General features: G+C 61.9%; 22 protein-coding genes. 9 read left to right on the forward strand and 13 right to left on the reverse strand.

Annotated elements, in window-relative coordinates; genetic code table 11:
- The first annotated feature begins 208 nt into the window (after positions 1-208).
- Positions 209-1,972, forward strand: a complete 1,764-nt coding sequence (gene ggt / locus J0X03_RS18900) for a gamma-glutamyltransferase (protein ID WP_033637292.1) — start codon at positions 209-211, stop codon at positions 1,970-1,972.
- A gap of 53 nt (positions 1,973-2,025) precedes the next feature.
- On the opposite strand, the gene malZ is transcribed toward ggt, so the two are convergent.
- Positions 2,026-3,849 carry a maltodextrin glucosidase gene (malZ, locus tag J0X03_RS18905; RefSeq protein WP_206975666.1) on the reverse strand — a complete coding sequence of 608 codons (1,824 nt, stop codon included), beginning with the start codon at positions 3,847-3,849 and terminating at the stop codon, positions 2,026-2,028.
- Positions 3,850-4,095: 246 nt separating this feature from the next.
- Here malZ and J0X03_RS18910 point away from each other — a divergent pair, with 246 nt between their 5' ends.
- From J0X03_RS18910 to J0X03_RS18925, 4 genes are all read left to right on the forward strand, one after another.
- Complete coding sequence (locus J0X03_RS18910; protein WP_122004305.1) at positions 4,096-5,352, forward strand: mechanosensitive ion channel family protein; 1,257 nt, start codon at positions 4,096-4,098, stop codon at positions 5,350-5,352.
- A gap of 132 nt (positions 5,353-5,484) precedes the next feature.
- Positions 5,485-5,754, forward strand: coding sequence for a hypothetical protein (locus tag J0X03_RS18915; protein WP_033651074.1), 270 nt, complete (start codon positions 5,485-5,487; stop codon positions 5,752-5,754).
- An 85-nt stretch (positions 5,755-5,839) separates the two neighbouring features.
- A complete protein-coding gene (locus J0X03_RS18920) occupies positions 5,840-6,118 on the forward strand; it encodes a type II toxin-antitoxin system RelE/ParE family toxin (RefSeq protein WP_033651073.1) in 279 nt (92 codons plus the stop codon).
- Complete coding sequence (locus J0X03_RS18925) at positions 6,118-6,405, forward strand: HigA family addiction module antitoxin (RefSeq protein ID WP_025160069.1); 288 nt, start codon at positions 6,118-6,120, stop codon at positions 6,403-6,405. The genes J0X03_RS18920 and J0X03_RS18925 overlap by 1 nt, the downstream gene beginning before the upstream one ends.
- A 45-nt stretch (positions 6,406-6,450) precedes the next feature.
- Here the strand turns inward: J0X03_RS18925 and proY are convergent, their stop codons facing one another.
- The 5 genes from proY to phoB form a co-directional block, all read right to left on the reverse strand.
- Positions 6,451-7,857 (reverse strand): proline-specific permease ProY, encoded by a 1,407-nt coding sequence (proY, locus tag J0X03_RS18930; RefSeq protein WP_033651183.1) that lies wholly within the window; start codon positions 7,855-7,857, stop codon positions 6,451-6,453.
- Positions 7,858-7,930: 73 nt separating this feature from the next.
- On the reverse strand, positions 7,931-9,247 hold the full coding sequence (gene brnQ, locus J0X03_RS18935) for a branched-chain amino acid transport system II carrier protein (protein ID WP_021504688.1): 1,317 nt from the start codon (positions 9,245-9,247) through the stop codon (positions 7,931-7,933).
- Positions 9,248-9,732: 485 nt separating this feature from the next.
- Positions 9,733-10,695 (reverse strand): PstS family phosphate ABC transporter substrate-binding protein, encoded by a 963-nt coding sequence (locus J0X03_RS18940; protein ID WP_160204019.1) that lies wholly within the window; start codon positions 10,693-10,695, stop codon positions 9,733-9,735.
- Positions 10,696-10,709: 14 nt separating this feature from the next.
- Positions 10,710-12,026 carry a phosphate regulon sensor histidine kinase PhoR gene (phoR, locus tag J0X03_RS18945; RefSeq protein ID WP_004940434.1) on the reverse strand — a complete coding sequence of 439 codons (1,317 nt, stop codon included), beginning with the start codon at positions 12,024-12,026 and terminating at the stop codon, positions 10,710-10,712.
- A 24-nt stretch (positions 12,027-12,050) separates the two neighbouring features.
- On the reverse strand, positions 12,051-12,740 hold the full coding sequence (gene phoB / locus J0X03_RS18950; RefSeq protein ID WP_004940438.1) for a phosphate response regulator transcription factor PhoB: 690 nt from the start codon (positions 12,738-12,740) through the stop codon (positions 12,051-12,053).
- A gap of 215 nt (positions 12,741-12,955) precedes the next feature.
- On the opposite strand from phoB, the gene sbcD reads away from it, so the two are divergent.
- The 3 genes from sbcD to licT all read left to right on the forward strand — a co-directional run bounded on the left by sbcD (position 12,956) and on the right by licT (position 18,516).
- Positions 12,956-14,188 (forward strand): exonuclease subunit SbcD, encoded by a 1,233-nt coding sequence (gene sbcD / locus J0X03_RS18955; protein ID WP_160204018.1) that lies wholly within the window; start codon positions 12,956-12,958, stop codon positions 14,186-14,188.
- A complete protein-coding gene (gene sbcC / locus J0X03_RS18960) occupies positions 14,185-17,436 on the forward strand; it encodes an exonuclease subunit SbcC (protein ID WP_160204017.1) in 3,252 nt (1,083 codons plus the stop codon). The genes sbcD and sbcC overlap by 4 nt, the downstream gene beginning before the upstream one ends.
- A gap of 231 nt (positions 17,437-17,667) precedes the next feature.
- Positions 17,668-18,516 (forward strand): BglG family transcription antiterminator LicT, encoded by an 849-nt coding sequence (licT, locus tag J0X03_RS18965; protein ID WP_141970709.1) that lies wholly within the window; start codon positions 17,668-17,670, stop codon positions 18,514-18,516.
- Here the strand turns inward: licT and J0X03_RS18970 are convergent.
- The 3 genes from J0X03_RS18970 to mak all read right to left on the reverse strand — a co-directional run bounded on the left by J0X03_RS18970 (position 18,513) and on the right by mak (position 20,146).
- Positions 18,513-18,899 (reverse strand): type II toxin-antitoxin system VapC family toxin, encoded by a 387-nt coding sequence (locus tag J0X03_RS18970; protein WP_033637281.1) that lies wholly within the window; start codon positions 18,897-18,899, stop codon positions 18,513-18,515. The genes licT and J0X03_RS18970 overlap by 4 nt on opposite strands.
- A complete protein-coding gene (locus J0X03_RS18975; RefSeq protein ID WP_016928893.1) occupies positions 18,896-19,129 on the reverse strand; it encodes a type II toxin-antitoxin system Phd/YefM family antitoxin in 234 nt (77 codons plus the stop codon). The genes J0X03_RS18970 and J0X03_RS18975 overlap by 4 nt, the downstream gene beginning before the upstream one ends.
- Positions 19,130-19,231: 102 nt before the next feature.
- Positions 19,232-20,146: a fructokinase gene (gene mak, locus J0X03_RS18980; RefSeq protein WP_160204016.1), complete on the reverse strand. Its 915-nt coding sequence runs from the start codon at positions 20,144-20,146 to the stop codon at positions 19,232-19,234.
- A 216-nt stretch (positions 20,147-20,362) separates the two neighbouring features.
- Here mak and rdgC point away from each other — a divergent pair, with 216 nt between their 5' ends.
- Complete coding sequence (rdgC, locus tag J0X03_RS18985; RefSeq protein ID WP_004940461.1) at positions 20,363-21,274, forward strand: recombination-associated protein RdgC; 912 nt, start codon at positions 20,363-20,365, stop codon at positions 21,272-21,274.
- Positions 21,275-21,339: 65 nt separating this feature from the next.
- On the opposite strand, the gene ppnP is transcribed toward rdgC, so the two are convergent.
- The 4 genes from ppnP to J0X03_RS19005 form a co-directional block, all read right to left on the reverse strand.
- Positions 21,340-21,630: a pyrimidine/purine nucleoside phosphorylase gene (ppnP, locus tag J0X03_RS18990; RefSeq protein ID WP_004940463.1), complete on the reverse strand. Its 291-nt coding sequence runs from the start codon at positions 21,628-21,630 to the stop codon at positions 21,340-21,342.
- A gap of 151 nt (positions 21,631-21,781) precedes the next feature.
- Positions 21,782-22,573 carry an energy transducer TonB gene (locus tag J0X03_RS18995; RefSeq protein WP_046688345.1) on the reverse strand — a complete coding sequence of 264 codons (792 nt, stop codon included), beginning with the start codon at positions 22,571-22,573 and terminating at the stop codon, positions 21,782-21,784.
- A gap of 2 nt (positions 22,574-22,575) precedes the next feature.
- The gene (locus tag J0X03_RS19000) at positions 22,576-23,907 is read right to left on the reverse strand and encodes an HlyD family type I secretion periplasmic adaptor subunit (RefSeq protein WP_033642040.1); all 1,332 of its coding nucleotides are present in this window, start codon (positions 23,905-23,907) and stop codon (positions 22,576-22,578) included.
- The gene (locus tag J0X03_RS19005; protein ID WP_160204015.1) at positions 23,904-25,682 is read right to left on the reverse strand and encodes a type I secretion system permease/ATPase; all 1,779 of its coding nucleotides are present in this window, start codon (positions 25,680-25,682) and stop codon (positions 23,904-23,906) included. Before J0X03_RS19005 ends, J0X03_RS19000 begins: the two co-directional genes overlap by 4 nt.
- Positions 25,683-25,712: the final 30 nt, after the last annotated feature.

The raw sequence follows: 25,712 nt of genomic DNA on the forward strand, positions 1-25,712 counted from the left end.
CCCACGCGGCCGGTTTTTTTATGCCCCTTTATGGGGCAGACCGCCCACCTTCAGTGCTTTATTTCCCTGTTTCCGCTCACATTTCCTACCCTGCTCGCCGCGCGCACGCCCATCTGCGGCTACTATCAATAACGCTGGCTCGCGCTTTGCAAGTGAACAGCGGCAAGCAAACACAACACAATAAAAAACTGACAGGGTAGGAATAACTATGTTTTTACAGAAATGGAGCAAACCCCTGACCATGGCGGCGCTGCTGGTCAGCGGCAGCCTGTATGCGGCATCCAACCCGGCGGTGGAAGCCAAAAACGGCATGGTGGTCACCTCGCAACACCTGGCCTCGCAGGTCGGCGTGGATATCCTGAAGATGGGCGGCAACGCCATCGATGCCGCCGTGGCGGTGGGCTATGCGCAGGCGGTGGTTAACCCTTGCTGCGGCAACATCGGCGGCGGCGGCTTTATGACCGTCCACCTGGCGGACGGCACCGACACCTTCATCAACTTCCGTGAAACTGCGCCGGCGGCGGCCAGCGCCAACATGTATCTGGACGCCGACGGCAAGGTGAAGAAAGACGCCAGCCTGTACGGCTATCTGGCGGCCGGCGTACCGGGCACCGTGCTGGGAATGGAAACCGCGCGTGAGAAGTACGGCAAGCTGAGCCGCGAACAGGTGCTGGCGCCGGCGATCAGGCTGGCGCGCGAAGGCTTTGTGCTGACCCGCGCCGACACCGATATTCTCGACACCACCGTTGCACGCTTCAAACAGGATCCCGAGTCGGCCAAAATCTTCCTGCGCCCGGACGGCAGTCCGCTGCAGCCGGGGGACAAACTGGTGCAAACCGATCTGGCCAATACGCTGGAAGCCATCGCCAAAGGGGGGACCGACGCCTTCTACAAAGGCAAGATCCCGCAGGCGGTAGAGGCGGCGGCCAAACAGGGCGGCGGCATTTTGACGGCGGCCGACTTCGCCAACTATAAAGTCACCGAAACCCCACCGATCACCTGCAGCTATCGCGGCTACAAGTTCGTGTCGGCGCCGCCTCCCAGCTCCGGCGGCGTGACGCTGTGCGAAATCCTCAACGTGGTGGAAGGCTATGACCTGAAAAGCATGGGCTTCAACTCGGCGGCGGCCATTCATACCATGACCGAGGCGATGCGCCATGCCTACATGGACCGCAACACCTACCTCGGCGACCCGGAATTCATCAAGAACCCGATCGACCGGCTGGTGAGCAAGAGCTACGCCGAGCAGATCCGCAAGAAAATCGTCGCGGACAAGGCCACGCCGTCGGAAAATGTGCAGCCCGGCATGGAACCGCATGAGAAGCCGGAAACCACCCACTATTCGATCGTCGACCATGACGGCAACGCGGTCTCCACCACCTATACCGTCAACGGCCGCTTCGGCGCCGTGGTGATCGCACCGGGCACCGGCTTCTTCCTCAACGATGAGATGGACGATTTTACGGTCAAAGTGGGCGAGAAAAACCTGTACGGGCTGGTGCAAGGCACCGCCAACAGCATTGCCCCCGGTAAGCGCCCACTATCGTCAATGAGCCCGACGCTGGTGACCAAGGACAACAAGATCTTTATGGTGCTGGGCTCGCCTGGCGGTTCGCGCATCATCACCATCACCCTGCAGACTGCGTTGAACGTGATCGACCACGGCATGGCGCCGCAGGAAGCGGTGGACGCGCCGCGCATCCATCACCAATGGCTGCCGGATGAGGTGTACTACGAACAGCGCGGCGTTTCCGCCGATACGCTGAAACTGCTGAGCGGCATGGGCTATAAGATGGTCGAACAAACGCCGTGGGGCGCCGCCGAACTGATTCTGGTCGGTTTGCCGGGCGCGGCGGGCGTCAGCCCGGCCAACTCCGGCAACGATTCGGCGGTTTCCGGCAAAGTGCGCGAAGGTTACCTGTACGGCGCCAACGACGTGCGTCGCCCGGCAGGCTCCGCGGTCGGTTACTGATGTAAACGCCCACTCACCTTAATCGCGGGGGCCCTTCGGCCCCCGCAGTTCCCTTAGCCTTCACAGCGCCACACGGTGGCCGATTCTTCCGCCAGCTGCAGGCGCAGCCCGCCGGTCGTTTCGCTCAACTCTCCCCGCCCTTCCACACGCCGCCACGGGCCGCGGGCCAACAGCGGGTTGTGCGGCAGCTGCGCCTGGCCACTGCCGTCGCGCTGCAGCGCCACCAGCACCTGCTCCTGCTGATACAGGCGCACGAACACCAGCGTTTCTCCGCTGGCGTACAGCACCTGACAGCCGCCGCGACGCAGCGCCAGGCTCTGTTTACGCAGCGCGGCCATGCGCTGGAACAGCGCCAGCAGCGGCCGATCCCAGTCGCCGACGTCCCACGGGAACGGCTTGCGGCAGAACGGATCGTTGCCGCCGTCCAGGCCAATCTCATCACCGTAATAGAGGCAAGGCACGCCGATCCAGCTCAGCAACCACACCGCCGCCATCTGCATGCGCGCCGCGTTCCCCTGCAACAGCGTGAGGAAACGCGCGGTATCGTGACTGTCCAGCTGGTTGAACTGGATCAGCTGGCGGCCGTGCGGCAACCCGGCGCGGTAGCCGTCCATCCACTGCGCGCACCCGGCGGCGTCCAGCCGCACCGGGTGATAGGCCACGTCCAGCCCCGCCAAAAACGCCCGCACCGGCAGCGCGAACCCCATGTAGTTCATCGCCGCATCCTCCACGCCGGCGTGCAGCCAGCGACGCGCGTCGCCAAAGTGCTCGCCCACTACGTAGGCCTGAGGATTCTCCTGCTTCACCGCCTGATAGATGCCCGCCAGGTGACGCAGGTTGCCGGCAGCGCCGCCGTTCTCCCCCAGCATATGCACCACGTCCAGCCGCCAACCGTCGATGCTGTACGGCGGGCGCAGCCAGTGACGCACCACGCTGCCTTCCCCGCGATAGATCGCTTCCGCCACCTGCGGCTCGGCGAAGTTGAGCTTCGGCAGGCTGGCGTTGCCCTTCCAGTCGAGCGCGCGGCCGTCCGGGTAGAAGTTGAACCAGCCGCGATACGGCGAATCGGGATGGTGGCAGGCGCCGTTTTGCCCTTGGCGATGGCGGTCGAACCACGGATGCGAGTCGCCGGTGTGGTTGAACACCCCGTCCAGCACCAGTTTCATGCCTACCTTGTGAGTGCTCACTCGCAAACGCGCCAGCGCCGCGTTGCCGCCGAAGTGCGGATCGACCTGGTAATAATCCTCGGTATCGTACTTATGCACGCTCGGCGCGGTAAAAATCGGGTTCAGGTATAGCGCCGTCACGCCCAGCTGCTGCAGGTACGGCAGTTTGGCGCAGATGCCGTCCAGATCGCCGCCGTAAAAGGTCGAGGCGGCGTGGCGATCCTCCAACGGGTGTTGCCAGTCACGCCGAATCACCTCGGCGCCGGCCGCGTGATGGCGGTAGCTGCCGCTTTGGATGCCGTGCTCGCCGCCGCTGCTGGCGAAGCGATCGGGGAAAATCTGGTAGAACAGCTGATCCGCCACCCACTCGGGGCCATGGTCGGGCTCGTCGACGGCGAACTGCGCCAGCTGGCCCGGCGGCGTTGGCGACCAGCCCTGCGGGCCGAACCACTGCTGGCGATCGGCCCACAGCAGCTTGAAGCAGTAACGCCGCGTCGGCTCGCCCTCATTCAGCGTCAGGCTGGCCTGGTAGCGCCGCATCCCCTCGTGGCGCTGCGCTTTCATCACCAACAGCCACTCTTCGTTGTCCGGTTCGGCGCGCAAAAACACCCGTTCCGGCAGCTCATCCCCTTGTAACCACAGCGTGATATCCAAACGTTGCCCTTGCTTCACCACAAAAGGCGGAACCGGTTGATGCCAGGCGTTAAGCATACTGTTCTCCTGCTGTACCAAACGAAATCGACGGCGTTCTTCAAGAAGCGAACAATGCCACGTTAAGTGCAACTCCCCCTCCTCTCTGACCGCAAAACCCGGGGATGAGCCGGGGGGCGGAGACCGAAAAATAACGCTAACCCGATGTAAAAAAAGGTAAACAGGCACAAATCCTGCACGTTAACCCTTAGGCTAACGCGTTTTGAGCTTACAGGATATTTTTTGCGCATTTTTTAAGGAGCGGTAATGCAACAACAGATAACGCGCTGGCTGGAACAATTTGGGTTGGAATTCGGCGGAGTGATGTCGCTGTTGATGGTATTGGGGTTGATTGTTCTGATCTCGGTGGTGATCCACCTGGTGCTGCACCGGGTGGTGTTGGCCGCCCTTCAGCGCCGCGGCCAGCAGTCGCAACGCGTCTGGCAACAGGCCATCACCCAATACAAACTGTTCCAGCGCGTGGCGCTGCTGCTGCAAGGGGTGATCATCAGCATCCAGGCGACGCTGTGGCTGCAGAGCGGCAGCCAGACTCAGGCGGTGATCGTTACCGCCGCGCAGGTGTGGATCCTCGCCTTCACCCTGCTGTCGCTGTTCTCGTTGCTGGATACGCTGCTGGCGCTGCTGCGCCAAAGTCCGATCTCCAATCAGCTGCCACTGCGCGGCATTTTCCAGGGCCTGAAACTGGTGGCGGCGATCCTGATCGGCATCATGATCGTCTCGCTGCTGATGGGCAAATCGCCGCTGCTGCTGCTCAGTGGCCTGGGTGCCATGACCGCGGTTTTGATGTTGGTGTTCAAGGATCCGATCCTCGGGCTGGTGGCCGGCATCCAGCTCTCCGCCAACGATATGCTGAAGATCGGCGACTGGCTGGAAATGCCGAAATACGGCGCCGACGGCGCGGTCACCGACATCGGCCTGACCACGGTCAAAGTGCGTAACTGGGACAACACCGTCACCACCATTCCCACCTACGCGCTGATCTCCGACTCGTTCAAAAACTGGCGCTCGATGTCGGAATCCGGCGGGCGCCGCATCAAGCGCAGCCTGAATATCGACACCGGCAGCGTGCACTTCCTGTCGGAAGAGGAACAGCGCAGCCTGCAGCGCAACCCGCTGCTGCACAGCTACCTGAACGTCAAGACCCAGGAGCTGAGCCAGCACAACCAGGAGATCGCCGTCGATCTGGCCTCGCCGCTCAACGGCCGCCGCCTGACCAACCTCGGCACGCTGCGCGCCTATCTGGAAGCCTACCTGCGCGCTCACCCGCGCATTCACCAGAACATGACGCTGATGGTGCGCCAGCTGGCGCCGACGCCGGAGGGTCTGCCGCTGGAAATCTACGCCTTCACCAACACCACGGTCTGGGCGGAGTACGAAAGCATTCAGGCGGATATTTTCGACCATATTCTGGCGGTGATCGACGAGTTCGGCCTGCGCGTGCATCAAACGCCAACCGGCAATGACCTGCGCGGCATGCTGCAACAAAGCGCGAACGCTTCCTGACGTCGGCTGACGTAACTGTGTCTGCTGGTAATTATTCGCTTTCAATTGCCAGCAGATATCTCCATCCCCTTCTTTTCCCCGGCGAAAACGGCGTTAATGCGCCCTCACCTTCACCACCGAGAGGGAAAGCCCTTGCTGAAACGGATACGTCATCGGCTGTTTACCCTGATGGCCACCCTGCTGTTTATCGGCTGCCTGCACAACGCTTTGCTGGATGAAAGCCGCATGCCCCGCAATCTGCAACCTTCGCTGAGCGCCCTCAGCAGCAACCTGCAGGACATTCGCGAAGTGCTGGCGCGCTGCGCCGGCGAGGAAGAGGAGGAACGCCTGAACGACGGCGGCATACGCATCGAAGCCCGCGCCGCCGGGGATGAGGAAGCGGAAGACAAACGCCAGACATAGTGGGTTAAAAAACGCCCCAATTTGTTGCGTGATACGCAACGCCCTACTATGATGCGTATAGCGCAACACTCATGGAGCCATCAGGATGATAAGAAGCTTCAAGCATAAGGGACTCAAAAAGTTTTTCGAAACCGGTTCAACAGCAGGTATCGACGCCAAACAGGCGAAAAAAATCGCGCTGCGGCTGAGCGTGCTGGATTTAGCGAAAGTGATTGATGACGTGGATTTACCCGGCTTCTTCTTGCATCCGCTAACGGGCGCTCGCAATGGGCAATGGTCCGTCACCGTGACCGGTAACTGGCGCATCACGTTTGAACTGGTCGAGGGTGATGTTTATATCGTGAATTATGAGGACTATCACTAATGAACCGCATGCATAATCCTCCTCATCCTGGTGAGTTGATCAAAGAAACCATGGAAACGCTGAATCTCAGCGCGCGCGCGCTGGCCAAAGCATTGGACGTCGCGCCGTCTACGGTTCAACGCCTGATCAGCGGTAAATCCGATATCTCGCCGGAAATGGCCATCCGCCTGTCCATCGTAATAGGCAGTTCCGAACAGGTCTGGATGGGAATGCAAGATGCTTACGATCTGTGGCAGGCCAGGCAGTCCATCGACGTTTCCAAACTGCGCAAGCTGGACTTCGCTTGACGCCTGCCCCTAAAAAAACACCGGCCTCAGCCGGTGTTTTTCCATTTAGTCTTGCTGCGTCGCCAGCAGCGCGCGTTTTTTCTGGCGGTTGACCTTGAACCAGTACCCCGCCAGCAGCAACACCACCCAGACCAGGCCGGCGTACAGCGAGACGCGCGTGGTCGGGAAGTAGCCGATCAGGCCGATGATGAATACCAGGAACACGATCGCCACCACCGAGGTGAACACCCCGCCGCGCAGCGGGAACGCCAGCTGCTTCACCTGCTCTTTGCTCAGGCTGCGGCGGAAGGCGATTTGGGAGAACAGGATCATGATCCACACCCACACGGTGGCGAAGGTCGCCAGGGACGCGATCACCAGGAACACGCTCTCCGGCATGATGTAGTTGAGGTATACCGCCAGCAGCAGCGCCAGCATCATCACCACCACCGTCACCCAGGGAATGCCGCGCTTCGACACCTTGCTGAACATTTTCGGCGCGTGGCCCTGCTCGGCCATGCCGTGCAGCATGCGGCCGACGCCGAACACGTCGCTGTTGATCGCCGACAGCGACGCGGTGATCACCACGAAGTTGAGAATGCCCGCCGCCACGGTGATGCCCATATGCTGGAAGGTCAGCACGAACGGGCTGCCGTTGGTGCCCACCTGGTTCCACGGGTAGATAGACATAATGACGAACAGCGTGCCGACGTAGAACACCAGAATGCGCCACGGCACCGAGTTGATGGCTTTGGGAATCGATTTTTTCGGATCTTTGGCTTCGCCGGCGGTGATGCCGATGATTTCAATGCCGCCGTAAGCGAACATCACCAACTGCAGCGACAGGATCATGCCGATAAAGCCGTTGCTGAAGAAGCCGCCGTTCGACCACAGGTTATGAATGCCGGTCGGTTGCCCGCCGTTGCCGATACCCCAGATGATGATGCCGATACCGGCCGCGATCATGATGATGATGGTGGCGACCTTGAAGAACGAGAACCAGAACTCCAGCTCGCCGAATACCTTGACGCTCATCAGGTTGATGGCGCCGATGATCAGCACCACGCTCAGCACCCAGATCCAGTGCGGCACTTCCGGGAACCAGACCCCCATATAGATGCCGAAAGCGGTCACGTCGGCGATAGCGACGATCAGGATTTCAAAGCAGTAAGTCCAGCCGGTGATGTAACCCGCCATCGGGCCGAGGTAGTCCTGCGCGTAGCGGGAAAACGAGCTGGCCTGCGGGTTGTTGACCGACATCTCCCCCAGTGCGCGCATGATGATGAAGGCCACGATGCCGCCGATCAGGTAAGCCAGCAGCACGCTCGGGCCAGCCATTTTGATGGCGTCCGCCGAGCCGTAGAACAAGCCGGTGCCGATGGCCGACCCCAACGCCATAAAGCGGATATGACGCGTGCTGAGGCCGCGTTTCAGCTTATTGTCGGGGACAGTGGTGGGTGACTGTTGTTGCATGAAAATGACCCATAGTTTTAAACGTAAAAAAGCCACGGACATGTCCGTGGCCCTGGATTAAGCCGGGGGATTATCAGTGCGCGGTCACTTGGGAACGCGTGCACACCCGATCATAAATCGCGACCAGCGCCAGCATCAGCAGCGAAGGCGGCAACCATGCCAACCCCTGCTCCGCCAGCGGCAGGTGAGTGGTCCAGGCCGGCAGCAGCTGCTGGAAACTGGAGGCTTTCACCGCGTCAAGGATACCAAACAACAGGCTGACAAGCATCACCGGCGCGATGATGCGTGGCGCGCTGTGCCACCAACGCAGGGTGAAGCTCAGCACCACCAGCACGATGCACGGCGGATAAATCGCGGTCAGCACCGGAATGGAGATCTGAATCAGGTGGCTCAGGCCGAGGTTGGACACCACCATCGAGAACAGGCCCAGGATAAATACCAGCGTCTTGTACGAGAACGGCAGGTATTGCGCGAAGAACTCGGCGCAGGCGCAGGTCAGGCCGACCGCGGTCACCATACAGGCGATGAAGATCAGCGCCGCCAGGAAGAAGCTGCCGAGGCCGCCAAAGGTGTTCTGAACGTAAGCGTGCAGGATCACCGCGCCGTTGGTGGCGTCCGGCACCAGCGCGCCGCTGCCGGAACCCAGTTTGAACAGGCTCAGGTACACCAGCGTCAGGCCCACGCCGGCGATCAAACCGGCCAGAATGGTGTAGCGGGTCAACAAACCGGCGTCTTTCACGCCGCGCGAACGCGCCGCGTTGACGATAACGATGCCGAACACCAGCGCGCCCAGCGTATCCATGGTCAGATAGCCGTTAACGAAGCCGGAGGAGAAAGGCACGCTCTGATAAGCCGTCGTCGCCGGAATCGGCGCGCCGGCAGGCCACAGCAGCGCGGCGATGCCCAGTACGGCCAGCGCGACGATCTTCAGCGGCGCCAGCACATGGCCGACGGTATCGAGCAGGCGGCCCGGATACAGAGAGATGCCGATCACCAGCGCGAAGTACACCAGGCTATAGATGAACAGCGGCATGGCCCCGTCGCCGGTCAGCGGGGCGATGCCCACTTCGAAGGACACGGTGGCGGTACGCGGCGTCGCGAACAGCGGGCCTACGGCCAGGTAGCAGACGGTCGCCAGCAGCAAGCCGGCGCCGCGGCCGATTGGCGAACTGAGGGCGTCGATGCCGCCGCCGACGCGTGCCAGCGCGATGACGGTGATGACCGGCAGGCCCACGGCGGTGATCAGGAAGCCCAGCGCCGCAGTCCAGACGTGTTCACCGGACTGCAAACCGACCATCGGCGGGAAGATGATGTTCCCGGCCCCGACGAATAAGGCAAAGGTCATAAAGCCCAGTGCCAGGATATCTTTTGACGTTAAACGATGACTCATACGATGTCGTGTTGCCTGTTCAAATGAAAAAAAGGGTCCGATAGCGTGGTGGCGTGACGCCCCACCCGGTTGCCGGCATGCCCGATCGTCGCCGCGCCAAATAAGCACCCTAAACGCAGTCGATCCGGCGTTTATGTCCCTATTCGAAAGTGGCCGCTCATAAAGATGGGCAAAATTTTAGGAGTTATAAAAATGGAGGTTTAATCCGACAACGAAGGCTAAGGTAAACGTTTATAGCGCTTCAAGGCAAGACGCACGGCGAAAAGCAGAGCTATCGACCATATAAACTTTTGCCACCAGTCGATCATATTGGTTATCAATAAATATACACTACATGATTTGTATCATTTTTGAACAATGAATTCACAAAACGTGAAGCATATATCGCTTTACCGCTCGAAATCGCCAATGAAAAGCCGATTTTCGCGTGGTATGAGCTTCGTTTCGCCATAAAAAAAGGTGAAAATTGCGCCGTTTTTTGTCGCTTATTGCGCCATGGCCGGCGCGAGCAGTGGCAACCCCAGCGCCTGACGGGTCTTCTGCAGGGTGGCCGGCGGTAGCGGCAGATAGCCGTCGTGGTTGACCAGGCTCTGGCCTGGTGTCGACAGCACGCGATCGAGGAACGCGGCGGTCAGCGGCTCCAGCGGTTGATGGGGGGCTTTGTTGATGTAGATATACAGATAGCGCGACAGCGGGTAGCGATCGTTGCGCACGTTGGCGGCGGTAGGCGCGACATAGTCCTCTCCCGACTCCGCCAATGGCAGCAGCCGCACGCCGCTGGCGCGAAAGCCAATGCTGGCGTAGCCGATGCCGTTGAGCGAACCGGCCACCGCCTGCACCACCGAGGCCGAGCCGGGCAGCTCATTGACGCGCGGCATAAAATCGCCGCCGCACAGCGCGCGCAGTTTGAAATAGCCGTAGGTGCCGGACGCCGAGTTGCGGCCGAAACGCTGCAGCGAACGCGTCGCCCAGTCGCCACTCAGCCCCAGCTCGCCCCAGCGCGTCAGCGGTTTGCTTTCGCCGCAGCGCCGGGTGGCGGAGAAAATGCGGTCGAGCTGCTGCAGATTGAGGCCGCGCAGCGGATTATCCTGATGCACCAATACCACCAGCGCATCCACCGCTACCGGCACCGCCAGCGGCGCATAGCCGTAACGGTGTTCGAATGCCGAGATCTCGGCCGCCTTCATCGGCCGGCTCATCGGGCCGAGCTGCGCGGCGCCCGCCGCCAAGGCGGTCGGCGCGGTCGACGAGCCGGCGGCCTGGATCTGCAGGTTAACGTTGGGGTAATGCTGGCTGAAATCCTGCGCCCACAGCGCCATCAGATTCGCCAGCGTGTCGGAACCGACGCTGGACAGGTTGCCCGCCAACATGCCGTCAGGCTGCGCCAGCGCGCCGCGTCCGGCCAGCAGCGCCAGGCAAAGCAACAGCCCTCGGGTTATTCGGGTCATACCGGTGTCTCGCGTTAATTTTTCACCGCATTCTCTGATAAAGCGGCGGGAACAATCAACCGATTGGGCAAGGTAAAGATAAAGCGGGTGCCGATCCCCGGTTCGCTGAGGATCTCCAGCCGCGCGTCGTGATGGCTGAGCGCGTGCTTGACGATCGCCAGCCCCAGCCCGCTGCCGCCGGTCTGGCGCGAGCGAGCCTTGTCGACGCGGTAAAAACGCTCGGTCAGGCGCGGCAGGTGTTCGGCGGCGATGCCCGGCCCGTTGTCGCTGACCTGGAACTGCGCGCCATGCGCCGTCTGTTGCCAGCTCACTTCGATATGGGTGCCCTTTGGCGTGTGGTTGACCGCGTTGTACACCAGGTTAGACACCGCGCTGCGCAACTGGTCTTCATTGCCGAACACGTTGAGCTGTTCGTTCACCCGGAAGGTGATCTCATGATTGCCGCCGCTCAGCGATTGCGCCTCGCGCTGCAACACCCGCAGCATCAGCGGGATATCCACCCGCTCGTTCATGTCGACATTGGGCGCCGCCTCGATGCGCGACAGCGTCAGCAGTTGCTTGACCAACCCGTCCATCCGGCGGGTCTGCTCTTGCATGGTGCTGAGCGCCTTGCTGCGCAGCGAACCGTCCTGCTCTTCGTCGCCCATCATCTCCAGGTAGCCCTGCAGCACCGTCAGCGGCGTGCGCAGCTCATGGCTGACGTTGGCGAAGAAGTTGCGCCGCGCGCCCTCCAGCTGGCGCATCTGGGTGACGTCGCGCGCCACCATCAGCAACTGCCCTTCGGAATACGGCATCACGCGGAATTCGACGTAGTGTTCGTTGTTCAACTGCAGCGTCAGCGGACGCGAAAACTCCTGCTGTTGCAGATAGTGGCTGAATTCCGGATAACGCAGCAGGTTAAGGATGTGCTGGCCGTTGTCTTCCGGCCAGCGGAAGCCGAGCAGATGCTGCGCCAGCCCGTTGCACCAGAAGATGTTGCCCTCGACGGTGGTCATCACCACCGCGTCAGGCAGCGATTCGGCCCCGCTGCGAAAACGCTTGATAAGCAGCGCCAGCTCGCGCCGGCGGCGGCGGTTGCGCTGCTGCATCTGATACAGGCCATAAAACAGCGGCTCCCAGCTCCAGCGGCCGGGCGGCGGCGTCATGCTGCGGTCGATCCACAGCCAATGGGAGAGTTTGAGCTGGTTGTAGAAATTCCACACCAGCGCAGCCAGCGCGGAGGCCAGCAGGAACCAAGGCAGATAACCGAAAATCAGCCCCAGCAGTAAGGCGGGCAAACAAAAAAGAGCCAGCTCCAGAGCCAGCCTCTTCCACGACAGACGTTCTAACACGGCATATTCTCCAGCGCGGCGCGATCAGTAGCGCGTTGAGAACCGGTAGCCGGTGCCCCGAACGGTTTGAACCATTTTATCATGCCCACTGGTTTCTAACGCCTTGCGGAGCCGACGGATATGCACGTCAACGGTACGGTCTTCCACATAAACGTTAGTGCCCCAGACGTGATTAAGCAACTGCTCACGGCTATAAACCCGCTCCGGGTGGGTCATAAAGAAGTGCAACAGCTTGAACTCGGTCGGCCCCATGTCCAGCGCCTGATCGTTCGCCATCACGCGGTGGGAGGACGGGTCCAGGCTCAGCCCTTGCATTTCAATCACCTCCTCCACCGCCATCGGTGAAATGCGGCGCATGACCGCCTTGATGCGCGCCACCAGCTCCTTGGGCGAGAACGGCTTGGTGATGTAATCATCCGCCCCCACTTCCAGGCCGCGTACCCGGTCTTCTTCTTCGCCGCGCGCGGTCAACATCATCACCGGGATATCGCGGGTCAGCGCTTCGCGCTTCATATGTTTGATAAACTGAATGCCGGAACCCCCGGGCAACATCCAGTCAAGCAACACCAAATCAGGGAACGGCTCAGACAGACGCGTCACGGCGCTGTCATAATCCTCGGCTTCCAACGGTTGGTAACCATTTTGTTCCAACACAAAGCACACCATCTCACGGATCGGCGCTTCGTCTTCCACCACCAGTATGCGTCTTGCCATCGTCAATCCTGCCAATGTGTTAGCGACTTTTCGGGCGCCATTATGCGTCAGTTTTGTGACACTTTTATGAAAAAAACCGGCTGTTATAGGCAGTAAGCATAGCGATTATTTCCTGCAGTAAAGAAAAATCATCCGGTTGTCATCATCATTGCGCCGGGACAGCCGCCGCCGCGGCCTTTATAATCATCGCCATTATCTTTGCATCCGGGAGTGTCATGCGCCTGATCCACACCTCTGACTGGCACCTTGGCCAGTACTTTTTCACCAAAAGCCGCGCCGCCGAGCACCAGGCTTTTCTGAACTGGCTGATCGAACAGATCGAACAGCAACAGGTGGATGCGCTGATCGTCGCCGGGGATCTGTTCGATACCGGCTCACCGCCCAGCTATGCCCGCGAACTGTACAACCGCTTCGTGGTGGAACTGCAGCGCACCGGCTGCCAGTTGGTGGTGCTGGGCGGCAACCACGACTCGGTGGCGACGCTGAACGAATCGCGGGAGCTGCTCTCCTGCCTGAACACCACGGTGATCGCCAGCGCGCAGGGCGCCCCGGAACAGCAGATCGTGGTGCTGAACCGGCGCGACGGCCAGCCGGGCGCGGTGCTGTGCGCCATTCCGTTCCTGCGGCCGCGCGATCTGCTCACCAGCCGCGCCGGCGAATCCGGCGCACAGAAACAGCAGGCGCTACAGGAAGCCATCGCCGAACATTATCAGACGCTGTATCAGGCGGCCTGCGAGCGCCGCAACCAGCTGGGCTTGCCGCTGCCGATCGTCGCCACCGGCCACCTGACCACCGTCGGCGTCACCACCTCCGACTCGGTGCGCGACATCTATATCGGCACCCTCGACGCCTTCCCGGCACAGGCCTTCCCGCCCGCCGATTACATCGCGCTCGGCCACATTCACCGCGCGCAGAACGTCGCCAAGTCGGAACATATTCGCTATAGCGGCTCGCCGATCCCGCTCAGCTTCGATGAACTGGGCAAAGCCAAAAGCGTCTTCCTGGTCGATTTCGCCGACGGCGCCCTGCAGCAGGTAGACGCTTTAACGATCCCGCAGTTCCAGCCCATGCAGCTGATCAAAGGCGATCTGGCCGAGATCGAACGGCAGCTGCAACAATTTGCCGACTATGCCGGCGAGCTGCCGGTGTGGCTGGATATCGAAGTGGCGACGCAGGACTACCTCAGCGATATCCAACGCCGCATCCAGCTGATGGCGGATGAGCTGCCGGTGGAAGTGGTGCTGCTGCGGCGCAGCAAAGAGCAACGCCGCCAGGCGATCGCGCAGCAGGACAAAGAAACGCTGAACGAGCTGAGCGTCAACGAGGTGTTCGAACGGCGCCTGGCGCAGGAGGCCGACATGCCCGAAGCGCGCCAACGGCGGATGCGCCAGATGTTCCGCCAGGTGGTCGATGCAGTGCAGCACAACGCAGAGGAGACCAACCCATGAAGATCCTCAGCCTGCGGTTAAAAAACCTCAATTCGCTGCAGGGCGAATGGAAAATTGACTTCACCGCCGAGCCGTTCGCCAGCAACGGCCTGTTCGCCATTACCGGCCCGACCGGCGCAGGCAAAACCACCCTGCTGGACGCCATCTGCCTGGCGCTGTACCACCAGACGCCGCGCCTCAACGTCACGCCGAGCCAGAATGAACTGATGACCCGCCACACCGCCGAATCGCTGGCGGAGGTCGAATTCGAGGTCAAGGGCGTCGGCTATCGCGCCTTCTGGAGCCAGCGCCGCGCCAAAAATGCGCCGGACGGCAATTTGCAGGCGCCGAAGGTCGAACTGGCGCGCCGCGAGGACGGCAAGATCCTGGCGGATAAGGTGCGCGACAAGCTGGAGATCACCGCTGCCATCACCGGGCTGGACTTCGGCCGCTTCACCAAATCGATGATGCTGTCTCAGGGGCAGTTCGCCGCGTTCCTCAACGCCGACGCCAACGATCGCGCCGAGCTGTTGGAAGAGCTGACCGGCACCGAAATCTACGGGCGGCTGTCCGAACAGGTGTTCGAGTCGCACAAGCTGGCCAAAACCGACCTGGATGGGTTGCACCAGCGCGCCAGCGGCATCGAGCTGCTGAACGACGAGCAGCGCCACTCCTTGAGCGAACAGCTGACGGCGCTGAGCGCGCAGGAAATCACCCTCGGCGAGCAAACCCAGCAACAGCAACAGGCGCTGAGCTGGCTGCAGCAATGGCAACGCCTCCGGCAACAGCAAAGCGAGGGTCAGCTGCGGCTGGAAACCGCCCAGCGCGAGCAGGCCGAGGCCGCCCCGCAGCTGCAGCGGCTGGCGCTCAGCGAACCGGCCGAGAAATTGCGGCCGCTGCGCGGCGAACGCGATCGCTGCCGCGCCGAGCTGCAAACGATACAACAGCAGGCAGCTCAGCTGACGCAGCAACAGGAACAACACTCGGCTCAGTTGGCGCCGCTGCAGCAGGCGGTGGAGAAAACCCGCCAGGCGCAGCAAACCCATGCCGAGCATATGCGGCAACAGCAACAGCTGATCGACGAGCAGGTCGCCCCGCTCGATCACCAAATAGCCCAACTGCTATCGACCCAGGCCGAGCGGCGACAGGCCGGCGATGCCGCCGCGCAGCAGTGCGCTAAACAACAGACCGCGCTGGAGCAACTCACCGTCCAACGCCACCAACTGACGACGCAGGCCGCACAGCATCAGCAGCAACTGAGCGCGCTGAGCGAAGCGCTGGCCGTTCAACAGCAACAGCAGCAGGCACTGGAGGCGAAAACGCCGCTGGCCCCGCTGCGCCAGCGCCTGAGCGCCCTGGCAGACCTGCGCCCAACGCGCCAGCAGCTGTTTACTCTGACATCCCTTCACCGTCAGACTCGCGAGCGTCTGGCCCGGCAACAGGCGGAGCATGCCGAGCGGCAAACGCAGCTCGCCGGGTTGCAACAACAGCTGGAGAACGCGCGTCAGCAATTCAAACAGCACAAGGCGCAGCTGCAGGAAGTGGAGCGGATCTACGAACTGGAAAAACGCATCGTCAGTCTGGAGGCGGAGCGCGCCCTGCTGCAGAACGGTGCCCCCTGCCCGCTGTGCGGTTCCACCAGCCATCCGGCGGTAGAGCAGTATCAGGCGGTGCAGCCTTCGGCCACGGAACAGCGTTTGGTCGAGATGCGTACCCTCGCCGAGAAACTGCAAACCCAGGGCACCGAGCTGCGTACCCGCTGCGAAGGCCTGCAGGAACAACAACAGCGCCAACAGCAAACCATCGCGCAGGATGAACAGCAGCTGGCTGCCCAACAGCAGCAGTGGCGGCAGCTCAGCGCACCGCTGGCGTTCGACTTTACGTTGGCGGATGGCGAGCAACTCAGCGCCTGGCTGAACGGCTGCGACGACGAAGAGCGGTGCGGGCAACAGGCGCTGCAGCAGCATGAACAGGCGGCGCAGGCGGTACAGCAGGCGAAAGACGCGCTCACCGCTCTGCAAGCGCAGCAGCAGCAGACGCAGCAACAGCTGGCGTTGCTCGAAGAACGCTTTACGCTGCTGCATAAAGCCCACGCCGACAGCCTGCAACAGCAGCAAGAGCTGCAACAACGCTGGCAAGAAGGCGAGAAAACCCTCGCTGAACGACGTGCGCAGCGGCTGGCGCTGTTCGGCGAACAGCAGGTGGCTCAGGTGCGCGAACAGCTGCGCGCCAAACAAACCGCCTGCGAACAGGCCAGCGTTCAGGCCGCCGAGCAGTGGCAAAAGGCGCAGGAACTGCGCGAACGCCTGGCCGGCCAGCAGGCCGGGTTACAACAACAGCACACCCAAATGCAGGAACGGCTGCAGCAGGCGCAGCAGCAATGGCAGCAGGCGCTGGCCGACAGCGAATTCGCCGATGAAACCGCCTTCGCCGCCGCGCTGCTGGACGACGCCCTGCGCCGCGAATTGCAGCAGCGCAAAGAGCAACTGCAACAGCGGCAGGTAGAGGCTGCGGCCCTGCTGACTCAGGCGACGCAAACGCTGGAGCAGCATCGGCTGAACCGCCCTGAAGGGGTGGATGAAGCCAACGCGGATCTCGACGCGCTCACCCAATCGCTGGCCGCGCTGGCACAGCAGTTGAAGGCGCTGCAGCTGAGCCAGGGCGAACTGCGCAACCAGCTGGAAAGCGACGCCGCCCGTCGTCTCAATCAACAGGCGCTGTTCGAGCAAATCGCCCGCAGCCAGCAAGACTACGACGACTGGAGCTACCTCAACCAGCTGATCGGCTCGAAAGAAGGCGACAAGTTCCGCCGTTTCGCTCAGGGGCTGACGCTCGATCACCTAGTCTACCTGGCCAACCTTCAGCTCGGCCGGCTGCACGGGCGCTACCTGCTGCAGCGCAAAACCAGCGACGCGCTGGAGCTGCAGGTGGTGGACACCTGGCAGGCCGATGCGCTGCGCGATACCCGCACCCTGTCCGGCGGCGAGAGCTTCCTGGTCAGCCTGGCGCTGGCGCTGGCGTTGTCCGATCTGGTTAGCCACAAAACCAGCATCGACTCGCTGTTCCTCGACGAAGGCTTCGGCACGCTGGACGCCGAAACCCTCGATACCGCGCTGGACGCGCTGGACAGCCTGAATGCTTCCGGTAAAACCATTGGCGTGATCAGCCACGTCGAGGCGATGAAAGAGCGTATTCCGGTGCAAATCAAGGTGAAAAAGGTCAACGGGCTTGGCGTCAGCCGGCTGGAGGCGCACTTCAGGCTGGAATGATCCCGCCGCGCGCGGCGCAGAAGTGTGACCGTGGCGGCACTCCGCGGTGAAAAGCGTTGAGCCGCGGCGAGCACGGGTTATTATGCAGGCATAACAGGATTGTTACTGTATCCCCTCCGCCGCTCAGGCCGCAGGGCAGAAACATAAAATACAGGCAAAACCTGACGCCCGGGATCGCTTCCGGGCGTCAGGTTTTTTCGTTTTCAGGATGCTGAAACACCGGGAAAGACCATGAAAATCGCTAAAATACTCAATAATAACGTGGTGATTACGCTGGACGACCGTCACGAAGAGACGGTGGTAATGGGAAAAGGAATCGGCTTTAAAAAGAAGCCCGGCGACACGCTGGATGAAAGCCTGATCGAAAAGGTGTTCACTCATAACGGCGGTGAAATCGCCGAACGCTATAAAGAGCTGCTCGCCGAGATCCCGTTGGCCTGCGTCACCACCGCCGACAGGATTATTACCCTTGCCCGCGAACGGCTGCCGGGCAAGTTGCATAACATCGTCTACATCACGCTGACCGATCACATCCACTTCGCCCTGCAGCGCCATGCGCAAGGGCTAGATATCAAAAATGCGTTGCTGTGGGAGATTAAAAAGCTCTATCCGGCCGAGTTCGCCGTCGGGCTGGAGGCGCTGGCCCTGATCGCCCAACGGCTGGATACCGCGCTGCCGGAAGACGAAGCCGGATTTATCGCCCTACACCTGGTCAACGCCCAGCTTAACGACGAGATGCACAACACGCTGCACATCACCCGCGTGATGCAAGAGATCCTCAACCTGGTCAAATACCACTTCCGCTTTGATTACAATGAGGAAGCCCTGAGCTACCACCGTTTCGTCACCCATTTGAAATTCTTCGCCCAGCGCCTGCTGGGGAAAAACTACGTCGACAGCGACGACGACTCGCTGTATCAGGTGGTGAAAGAAAAATACCGTGAGTCATTCGCCTGCGCCGGCAAGATCAACCGCCACATCGAAAAGCACTATCAGCATCAGCTCACCACGGAAGAGATGATGTTCCTGACCATTCATATCGAACGGGTGCGCAGCGAAAGCGAGGAAAAACCGGCTTAACGGCGGGCGTCCGCCACCCGCACGCCGTACTGCGGAAACACCGCGTCGGCGGAGATCAGCGTCAGCCCTTCGGCCTGCGCCTGTGCGATCAGCATGCGATCGAAAGGATCCTGATGATAGGGCGGCAACTGCCCGGCCTGTTGGCAGTGAAAGGCGTCCATCGGCAGCGCCAGAAAATCTTCGGCCTCGATGATCGCAAAGATATCTTCCGGCAGCGCCAGCTTGCCCAGCGCCTGCTTGATCGAGATCTCCCAAATGCTGGCCGCGCTGACGTATACCGCGTTGCCGGGATCGGCGATCTGCCTTTTGGCGTTCGCGCCCAGGCAGGCGTCATCAATCAGCCACCACAGCAACGCGTGGGTATCCAGCAGCAAGCGCTTCATTCATCGCCCTCAAACAGCGCCGCAATGGCCGCGTCCCCCGCGTTGAAATCCGCCGGTACGGTGAACTTGCCCTTGGCGGCGCCAGGGCGGCGCGCTTCCCCCTTGATGGCAACCAGCTGTACGTACGGCTTCCCTGCTTTTGCAATAATCACGGTTTCTCCCTCCGCGGCTCTGTCCGCCAACTGGCTCAGATTGGATTTGGCTTCGTGCATATTGGCCTGAATCGGCATACGCGTCCTCCTTAGCTAAGTTAGCTAAAGCATAAAGCGCCGTCCAGTTTTTGTACAGTGAAGGGTTTAAAGCGCGAGCAGCCTCGCGCTTTGTTGCAACGCTTAGCGCTGCTGTTGCGGCCACAGCCAGGCCGCACCGCGCACGCCGCTGGAGTCGCCGTGAACGGCCTTGCGGATCGGCGTTTCACACTCGCCGCCGAACACCCAGCCTTTCACCCGCTGCGGCACCGTGCGATACAGACGATCCACGTTGCTCATACCGCCGCCGAGCACCACCACATCCGGATCCAGAATGTTGATCACGTGCGCCAACGCTTTCGCCAGCCGCATTTCGTAGCGAACGATCGCCTGCTCCGCCAGCGCATCGCCCCGCTCGCTCAGCGCCATGATCTCGTGCCCTTGCAGCGCGTTGCCGCTCAGGCGCGCATAGTCGGTGGTGAAACCGGTGCCGGAAATAAAGGTTTCGATGCAGCCCGGCTTACCGCAGTAGCACGGCACGTCGCGGGCGTAGCGCAGCTCATCGTCATCCTGCCACGGCAGCGGGTTGTGGCCCCACTCGCCGGCGATGCCATTGCCGCCGGCATGCGCCTGGCTGTTCAGCGCCACGCCGGCGCCGCAGCCGGTGCCGATAATGACCGCAAACACGGTTTGCGCGCCGGCGCCTGCGCCGTCGGTAGCTTCCGACACCGCCAGGCAGTTGGCGTCGTTGGCGATACGCACCTCGCGCGCCAACAGCGCCGACAGATCCTTGTCCAACGGTTGGCCGTTGAGCCATACCGAGTTGGCGTTTTTCACCCGCCCGGTAAACGGCGACAGCGTGCCGGGAATGCCGATCCCGACCGATCCCTGTTCGCCGGTATGATCCTCGGCCAGTTTCACCAGCCCGGCGATCGCCGCCAGAGTTTGCCGGTAGTCATGGCGCGGCGTGGCGATACGATGGCGAAACAGCTCCCGCCCGTCGTCCGCCAACGCAATCACTTCAATTTTCGTTCCACCCAAATCGATGCCAATGCGCACGTATTTTTCTCCTCGATGCCGCGCAGCGTTGCCACAGCCTAATGTAAGCGCGCGAATGAATCACCTGTTTCCCACCCTCCGTCGCATCCTTTCTCGCTGCGTAAAGCGACGCAATTCAGAGAGAATGGGGCGATTTTTCAGCGTCAATTCGTTATCATGCCGCCCTGCTTTTGACGAATCAGCGTGCCGAACGCACGCCCAGCCAGGGATAACATTATGCTGTGGTTTAAGAATTTGATGGTTTACCGTTTGAGCCGCGAAGTGGCGTTAAACGCGGATGAAATGGAAAAACAACTCAGCGCGTTCGCCTTCACGCCGTGCGGCAGCCAGGACATGGCGAAGACCGGCTGGGTCTCCCCGATGGGTTCGCACAGCGATGCATTGACGCACGCGGTCAACGGCCAAATCGTCATCTGCGCGCGCAAGGAAGAGAAAATCCTGCCGTCGCCGGTCATCAAGCAAGAGCTGCAGGCCAAGATTGAGCGCCTGGAGGCGGAACAACACCGCAAACTGAAGAAAACCGAGAAGGACGCGTTGAAGGATGAAGTGCTGCACAGCCTGCTGCCGCGCGCATTCAGCCGCTTCAACCAGACTTTCATGTGGATCGACACCGTCAACGATCTGATCATGGTCGATGCCGCCAGCGCCAAACGCGCCGAAGATACGCTGGCGCTGCTGCGCAAAAGCCTCGGTTCGCTGCCGGTGGTGCCGCTGACGATGGAAAGCCCGATCGAACTGACGCTGACCGAATGGGTGCGTTCCGGCGAGATGCCGGCCGGCTTCGCCATTCAGGATGAAGCGGAATTGAAAGCGATTCTGGAAGAAGGCGGCGTGATCCGCTGCAAAAAACAGAATCTGATCAGCGACGAAATCGCGGTGCACATCGAAGCCGGCAAACTGGTGACCAAGCTGGCGGTGGATTGGCAGGAGCGCATTCAGCTGATGCTGTCGGACGACGGCTCGCTCAAGCGCCTGAAGTTCGCCGACACGCTGCGCGAGCAGAACGACGATATCGATCGCGATGACTTCGCCCAGCGCTTTGACGCCGACTTTATCCTGATGACCAGCGAGCTGGCGGCGTTGATCAAAAACACCATCGAAGCGCTCGGCGGCGAAGCCCAGCGTTAATCCCGCCTCAGAAACGACCAGGGCCCAGCATCCGCTGAGCCCTGCGTTCCCCTAACGAACAAAATTTATTTGCTCAGATAGCGGCACAGATAGGCGGTCGCGTCGGCCACCTGCAGGTTGAACTCGCTGTGCCCCGGCACGAAGAACTTCTCGCCCGGCGTAAACACCTGCCAGTCCGGCGCCCCCGGCAGCAGCACTTTCAGCGCCCCGGTGATCACCGTCATTTCTTCCGGCTGCGCGGTGGAGAAGGTGTATTCGCCCTCTTCCATCACGCCCACGCTGGTAAGACCGATGCTGCTACTGTCAAAACCGATAGACTTCACTTTTCCGGCAAAATACTCATTCACTTTCAGCATAGACTGGCACCCGCGTAATCATCTTGATGGAAAATCCATATTGGGGGATTGCGGTTGATCTGTCACTGGTTTTTCGCGCGAAATGCGATCGCGGCGCAGAGGCAAAGGTTTCCGTGCGTCACGCTCAGGCCATCGCCATGAAACCACCGCGTCAAAAACCCACGCCGCGTAAACTGAAATCGATCGGCAACGTCAACTCCACCGTGCCGTTGACGTAAGCGTCCGCCGGCGGCGTCGGCAGCGGCGAAGCGCGCTTGACCAGCGCCTGGATTTCACGATCCAGCGACGGCAGCCCGGCGCTGCTGACCAGCGTTACCGCCAGCACATGGCCCTGCCTGTCCAACGTAAAACGCACCTGCCCGACGCCCTGGCGCTTCAGCCGCAATGCGTCTTTGGGGTAACGCTTAAAGCGATTAAGGCGGCTGTTGATGCGGCTGCGCCAGCTATCCTCTCCTGTCTGCGCATAGGGCATCAGGCGGGTTTGCGGCGCGGCCGTTTTATCCGCCCGGCCCGGCGGCGGCGCGCCGGCGCTTTGCTCCTGAACCTTCGGCGGCGCGATCGTTTTCTCCTGCGGCGGCGTGCGCGACAGGTTTTTTTTCTTCACCGGCTTGGGCGGTTTTTTCTGCTTCGGCGGTACGGCGATGTTCGGCCGTACGGCTTCAGGCACCTTCACCGTCGGCAAGGGTTCCGGCGGTGCCGGCGGTTCAACCTGAGGCGGCGGCGTCCTTTGTCCCGGCGGTTGTTTTACCTCGGCCGGGGCCTGCGGTGCGGCGGCCATCAGCACCATGACCGCCGGCGGTGGCACCCACGGCGGCGCGGCCTTGTCTCGCCAGGGCCAGAGCAGCGCCGCGGCCAGCAGATGCAGCGTCAGCACCAGCACCAGGCAGCGGCGCCAGGGCATGGCGGCACCGGGTGCGGCGAAAGGCAGCGACGAAACCGACATGCTCACTCTTCCGTCAGCGCCAGATGAAGGCGATCGGTCAGCGGTTTGAACAGGTAGTTCATCATCGAACGCTCGCCGGTGCGGATGAAGCCTTCGACCGGCATCCCCGGGCGGATCTCCAACCCGTTCAGGCGTTGCAGCCCCGCTTCGCTGACCTTGGCGCGCACGCTGTAATAGGGCGCGCCGCTTTTCTCGTCGGTCAGGCGATCGGCCCCGACCAGCGTCACCTCGCCCTCGACGCGCGGCGTGGTGCTTTGGTTAAACGCCGAGAACAACAGCTCGACCGGCAATCCCACCTGCACCTTGTCGATCAGCTCGACCGGGATACGCGCCTCCACCTGCAGCCCCCGATCGCTGGGCACGATCTCCATCAGCTGCTGACCGGCGCCGATCACGCCGCCTTCGGTGAACACGCTCAGCCCCACCACGGTGCCCGCCACCGGCGCTTTCACCTGCGTATGGCCCAGATCGGCCTCCGCCTTGGCCAGGCGGTTATCCAGTTCGTCCAGCTTCATCCGCACCTCGGCCAGCTGGCTGCTGACCTCTTTCTGATACTCTTCCCGCCGCTGGATCGCCCGCAGCTTCAGCTCCAGGATCTGGCGCCCCAGGCGGCCGATATTGCCGGTATCCTCGGATGCCTGGCCGTCAATCTGCGCATACTGTCCTTCCAGATCCAACAGCCGGTTGCGCGCCACATACCCCTGCGCCGCCAGCTTGCGCATGCCGCCCAGCTGCTCCTGCAACATGGCCTTTTGCCGCTGTTTGCTGGCGTAAGACTGCCGGATCCCCTCCAGCATCGCCTGCGATCCGGCGATGCTCTCCGCGATCGCCGCCAGCTCGCTCTGCAACGCCGCACGGCGGCTGGTGAACAGCTGCTGTTGCAACAGCATCAACGACATCACCTCCGGCTCCTCCCGCCGCGCTTGCAGCAATGCCGGGAAAGCGATCGCCTGCAGGCCGTCGCGCTCGGCCTGCAGCCGCGCCCGCTGCGCGGCGTTGCTCAACTGCTGGCTGCGCAGCGCATCGCGCTGGGTGCGGCTGTCGACGGTATCCATCAGCAGCAGCACCTGCCCGGCGTGAACCCGGTCGCCTTCATGCACCTGAATTTGCGACACCACGCCGCCGCTCGGGTGCTGTACCGCCTTGCGGTTACCGGCCACCACCACGCTGCCGGAGACCGGTACGCCTTTGTCCAGCGGCGCCAACAGCCCCCACAGCAGGAAACCGCCAAACCCCAACAGCACCAGCCAGCCGCCGAGCCGCAGATGGCGCCCTTCGTCGAACTGCCGGGAAAGGGCGTCGATATCGCCGGGGATCACACTCTGATTGCTCATACTTTTCGTTCACCGCTGGCCGTTTTGGCAAAGTTGGCGTAGTTGACGTTGAAGCCACCGCTGCTGCGGCCGACGTTGGCCGGTACGGCAGCGGGCGCAAAACCAGGCAACTTTTTCAGGATGGCGTCACTGGGGCCGAAGTGCTGCACCTGGCCAGCGGCCAGCACCAGCAATTTGTCGGTGGTCGCCAGGATCGCCGGTTTGTGAGTCACTAACACGATGGTGGTGCCGCGCGCCTTCAACGCTTCGATCGCCCGCTGCAGCGCCTCTTCCCCTTCACGATCGAGGTTGGCATTCGGTTCATCCAGCACTACCAACGCCGGAGAACCGTACAGCGCGCGCGCCAGCGCCACGCGCTGACGCTGGCCGCCGGACAGGCCGCTGCCGCCCTCACCCAGCTCAGTTTCATACCCTTTGGGCAAATGCAGTATCAATTGGTGCACGCCGGCCAGCGCGGCGGCGGCCACCACCTTCTCGGCGTCAACCTGGCCAAAGCGGGCGATGTTTTCCGTCAGGGTACCGGCGAACAGCTGGATATCCTGTGGCAAATAGCCGATATGCGGCCCCAGCTGCTGTTTATCCCACTGCCGGATATCCGCGCCGTCCAGCCGCACGTCGCCGCTGAGCGGCGTCAACGCGCCGACCAGTTGGCGCATCAGCAGCGTTTTGCCGGAGCCGGATGCGCCAATGACGCCCAGTACCTCACCGGCCTCCAGACGAAAACTGACGCCGTGCAATACCGGTGCGCTCCCGCCGGGCGCGCTGGCGGCCAGCTGATTCACGGTCAAGGTGCCATTGGGGGCCGGCAGCGGCAGGCTCGCCGCCTGCGGCGGGTTGGCGGCCAGCATCACCTCCAGCCGCTGCAGGGACTGGCGCGCCGACGACCACTGCTTCCAGGCGCCGATCAGCTGATCGATTGGCCCCAGCACCCTGCCGATCAGGATCGATCCGGCGATCATCATGCCCGGCGTAATGTCGCCGTTGACCGCCAGCAGCGCGCCGCAGCCCAACATCAGCGACTGCAGCGCCAGCCGCACGGTTTTCGACCAGGCGGTGACGGCGGCGATTTTCTCGCTGGCGCGGTTCTGCAACAGCAGGAACTGCTGATGCTGCCGCAACCAACGCAGGCGCAAGTCGGTCAGCATCCCCATGGCGGCAATGGCTTCGGCGTTGCGCAGGTTGCCGTTGGCCTGCTGCGTGGCGCTCAGCGCGACCCGGCCGGCCTCTGCGAGCGGCGCCTGCGACACCCGCTGGTTGAGCCAGGCCAGCAGCACCAGCACGATTACCCCGGCGCTGGCCAACGCGCCAAGCCAGGGGTGGAGCAGAAACACCACCAGCAGATAAACCGGGAACCAGGGCGCATCGAAGAACGCAAACAGCGCATTGCCGGTGGCGAACTGGCGCAGGTTGGTCAGATCGTTCAGCGCCTGTCCCGCCAGCGGGTTGCCGGTTTTCAGATTGGTTTCGAAGGCGGCGTCGTAGACCCGCTGATTCAGGCGCATATCCATCTGTGCGCCGAGGCGGATCACCACCTGACTGCGGATCCACTCCAGCAGCCCCATAAACAGGTAAAGGCCGACCACCATCAGGGTCAGCATCGCCAGCGTCATGCGGTTGCCCGACGGCAACACGCGATCGTAGACCTGCAGCATGTACAGCGCCGGGGCCAGCATCAGCAGGTTGATCACCGCGGTAAACAGCGCGATGCCCCAAAATCCGCGCCGGTATGCGGCCAGCACGCTCATCACTTCTCCGCGCCTGACGGCGTTTTTCATGGCGTTTTCCATCGGCTAAAAACGAGAAAA

It is taken from the genome of Serratia ureilytica (assembly GCF_017309605.1).
Taxonomy (GTDB): Bacteria; Pseudomonadota; Gammaproteobacteria; order Enterobacterales; family Enterobacteriaceae; genus Serratia; species Serratia ureilytica.

Bases quoted from the DNA above. Each gene is read 5' to 3' on its own strand.
- ggt (WP_033637292.1), top strand. From the start codon at position 209: ATGTTTTTACAGAAATGGAGCAAACCCCTGACCATGGCGGCGCTGCTG.
- malZ (WP_206975666.1), bottom strand. From the start codon at position 3,849: ATGCTTAACGCCTGGCATCAACCGGTTCCGCCTTTTGTGGTGAAGCAA.
- J0X03_RS18910 (WP_122004305.1), top strand. From the start codon at position 4,096: ATGCAACAACAGATAACGCGCTGGCTGGAACAATTTGGGTTGGAATTC.
- J0X03_RS18920 (WP_033651073.1), top strand. From the start codon at position 5,840: ATGATAAGAAGCTTCAAGCATAAGGGACTCAAAAAGTTTTTCGAAACC.
- J0X03_RS18925 (WP_025160069.1), top strand. From the start codon at position 6,118: ATGAACCGCATGCATAATCCTCCTCATCCTGGTGAGTTGATCAAAGAA.
- proY (WP_033651183.1), bottom strand. From the start codon at position 7,857: ATGCAACAACAGTCACCCACCACTGTCCCCGACAATAAGCTGAAACGC.
- brnQ (WP_021504688.1), bottom strand. From the start codon at position 9,247: ATGAGTCATCGTTTAACGTCAAAAGATATCCTGGCACTGGGCTTTATG.
- J0X03_RS18940 (WP_160204019.1), bottom strand. From the start codon at position 10,695: ATGACCCGAATAACCCGAGGGCTGTTGCTTTGCCTGGCGCTGCTGGCC.
- phoB (WP_004940438.1), bottom strand. From the start codon at position 12,740: ATGGCAAGACGCATACTGGTGGTGGAAGACGAAGCGCCGATCCGTGAG.
- sbcD (WP_160204018.1), top strand. From the start codon at position 12,956: ATGCGCCTGATCCACACCTCTGACTGGCACCTTGGCCAGTACTTTTTC.
- sbcC (WP_160204017.1), top strand. From the start codon at position 14,185: ATGAAGATCCTCAGCCTGCGGTTAAAAAACCTCAATTCGCTGCAGGGC.
- licT (WP_141970709.1), top strand. From the start codon at position 17,668: ATGAAAATCGCTAAAATACTCAATAATAACGTGGTGATTACGCTGGAC.
- J0X03_RS18970 (WP_033637281.1), bottom strand. From the start codon at position 18,899: ATGAAGCGCTTGCTGCTGGATACCCACGCGTTGCTGTGGTGGCTGATT.
- J0X03_RS18975 (WP_016928893.1), bottom strand. From the start codon at position 19,129: ATGCCGATTCAGGCCAATATGCACGAAGCCAAATCCAATCTGAGCCAG.
- rdgC (WP_004940461.1), top strand. From the start codon at position 20,363: ATGCTGTGGTTTAAGAATTTGATGGTTTACCGTTTGAGCCGCGAAGTG.
- ppnP (WP_004940463.1), bottom strand. From the start codon at position 21,630: ATGCTGAAAGTGAATGAGTATTTTGCCGGAAAAGTGAAGTCTATCGGT.
- J0X03_RS18995 (WP_046688345.1), bottom strand. From the start codon at position 22,573: ATGTCGGTTTCGTCGCTGCCTTTCGCCGCACCCGGTGCCGCCATGCCC.
- J0X03_RS19000 (WP_033642040.1), bottom strand. From the start codon at position 23,907: ATGAGCAATCAGAGTGTGATCCCCGGCGATATCGACGCCCTTTCCCGG.
- J0X03_RS19005 (WP_160204015.1), bottom strand. From the start codon at position 25,682: ATGAAAAACGCCGTCAGGCGCGGAGAAGTGATGAGCGTGCTGGCCGCA.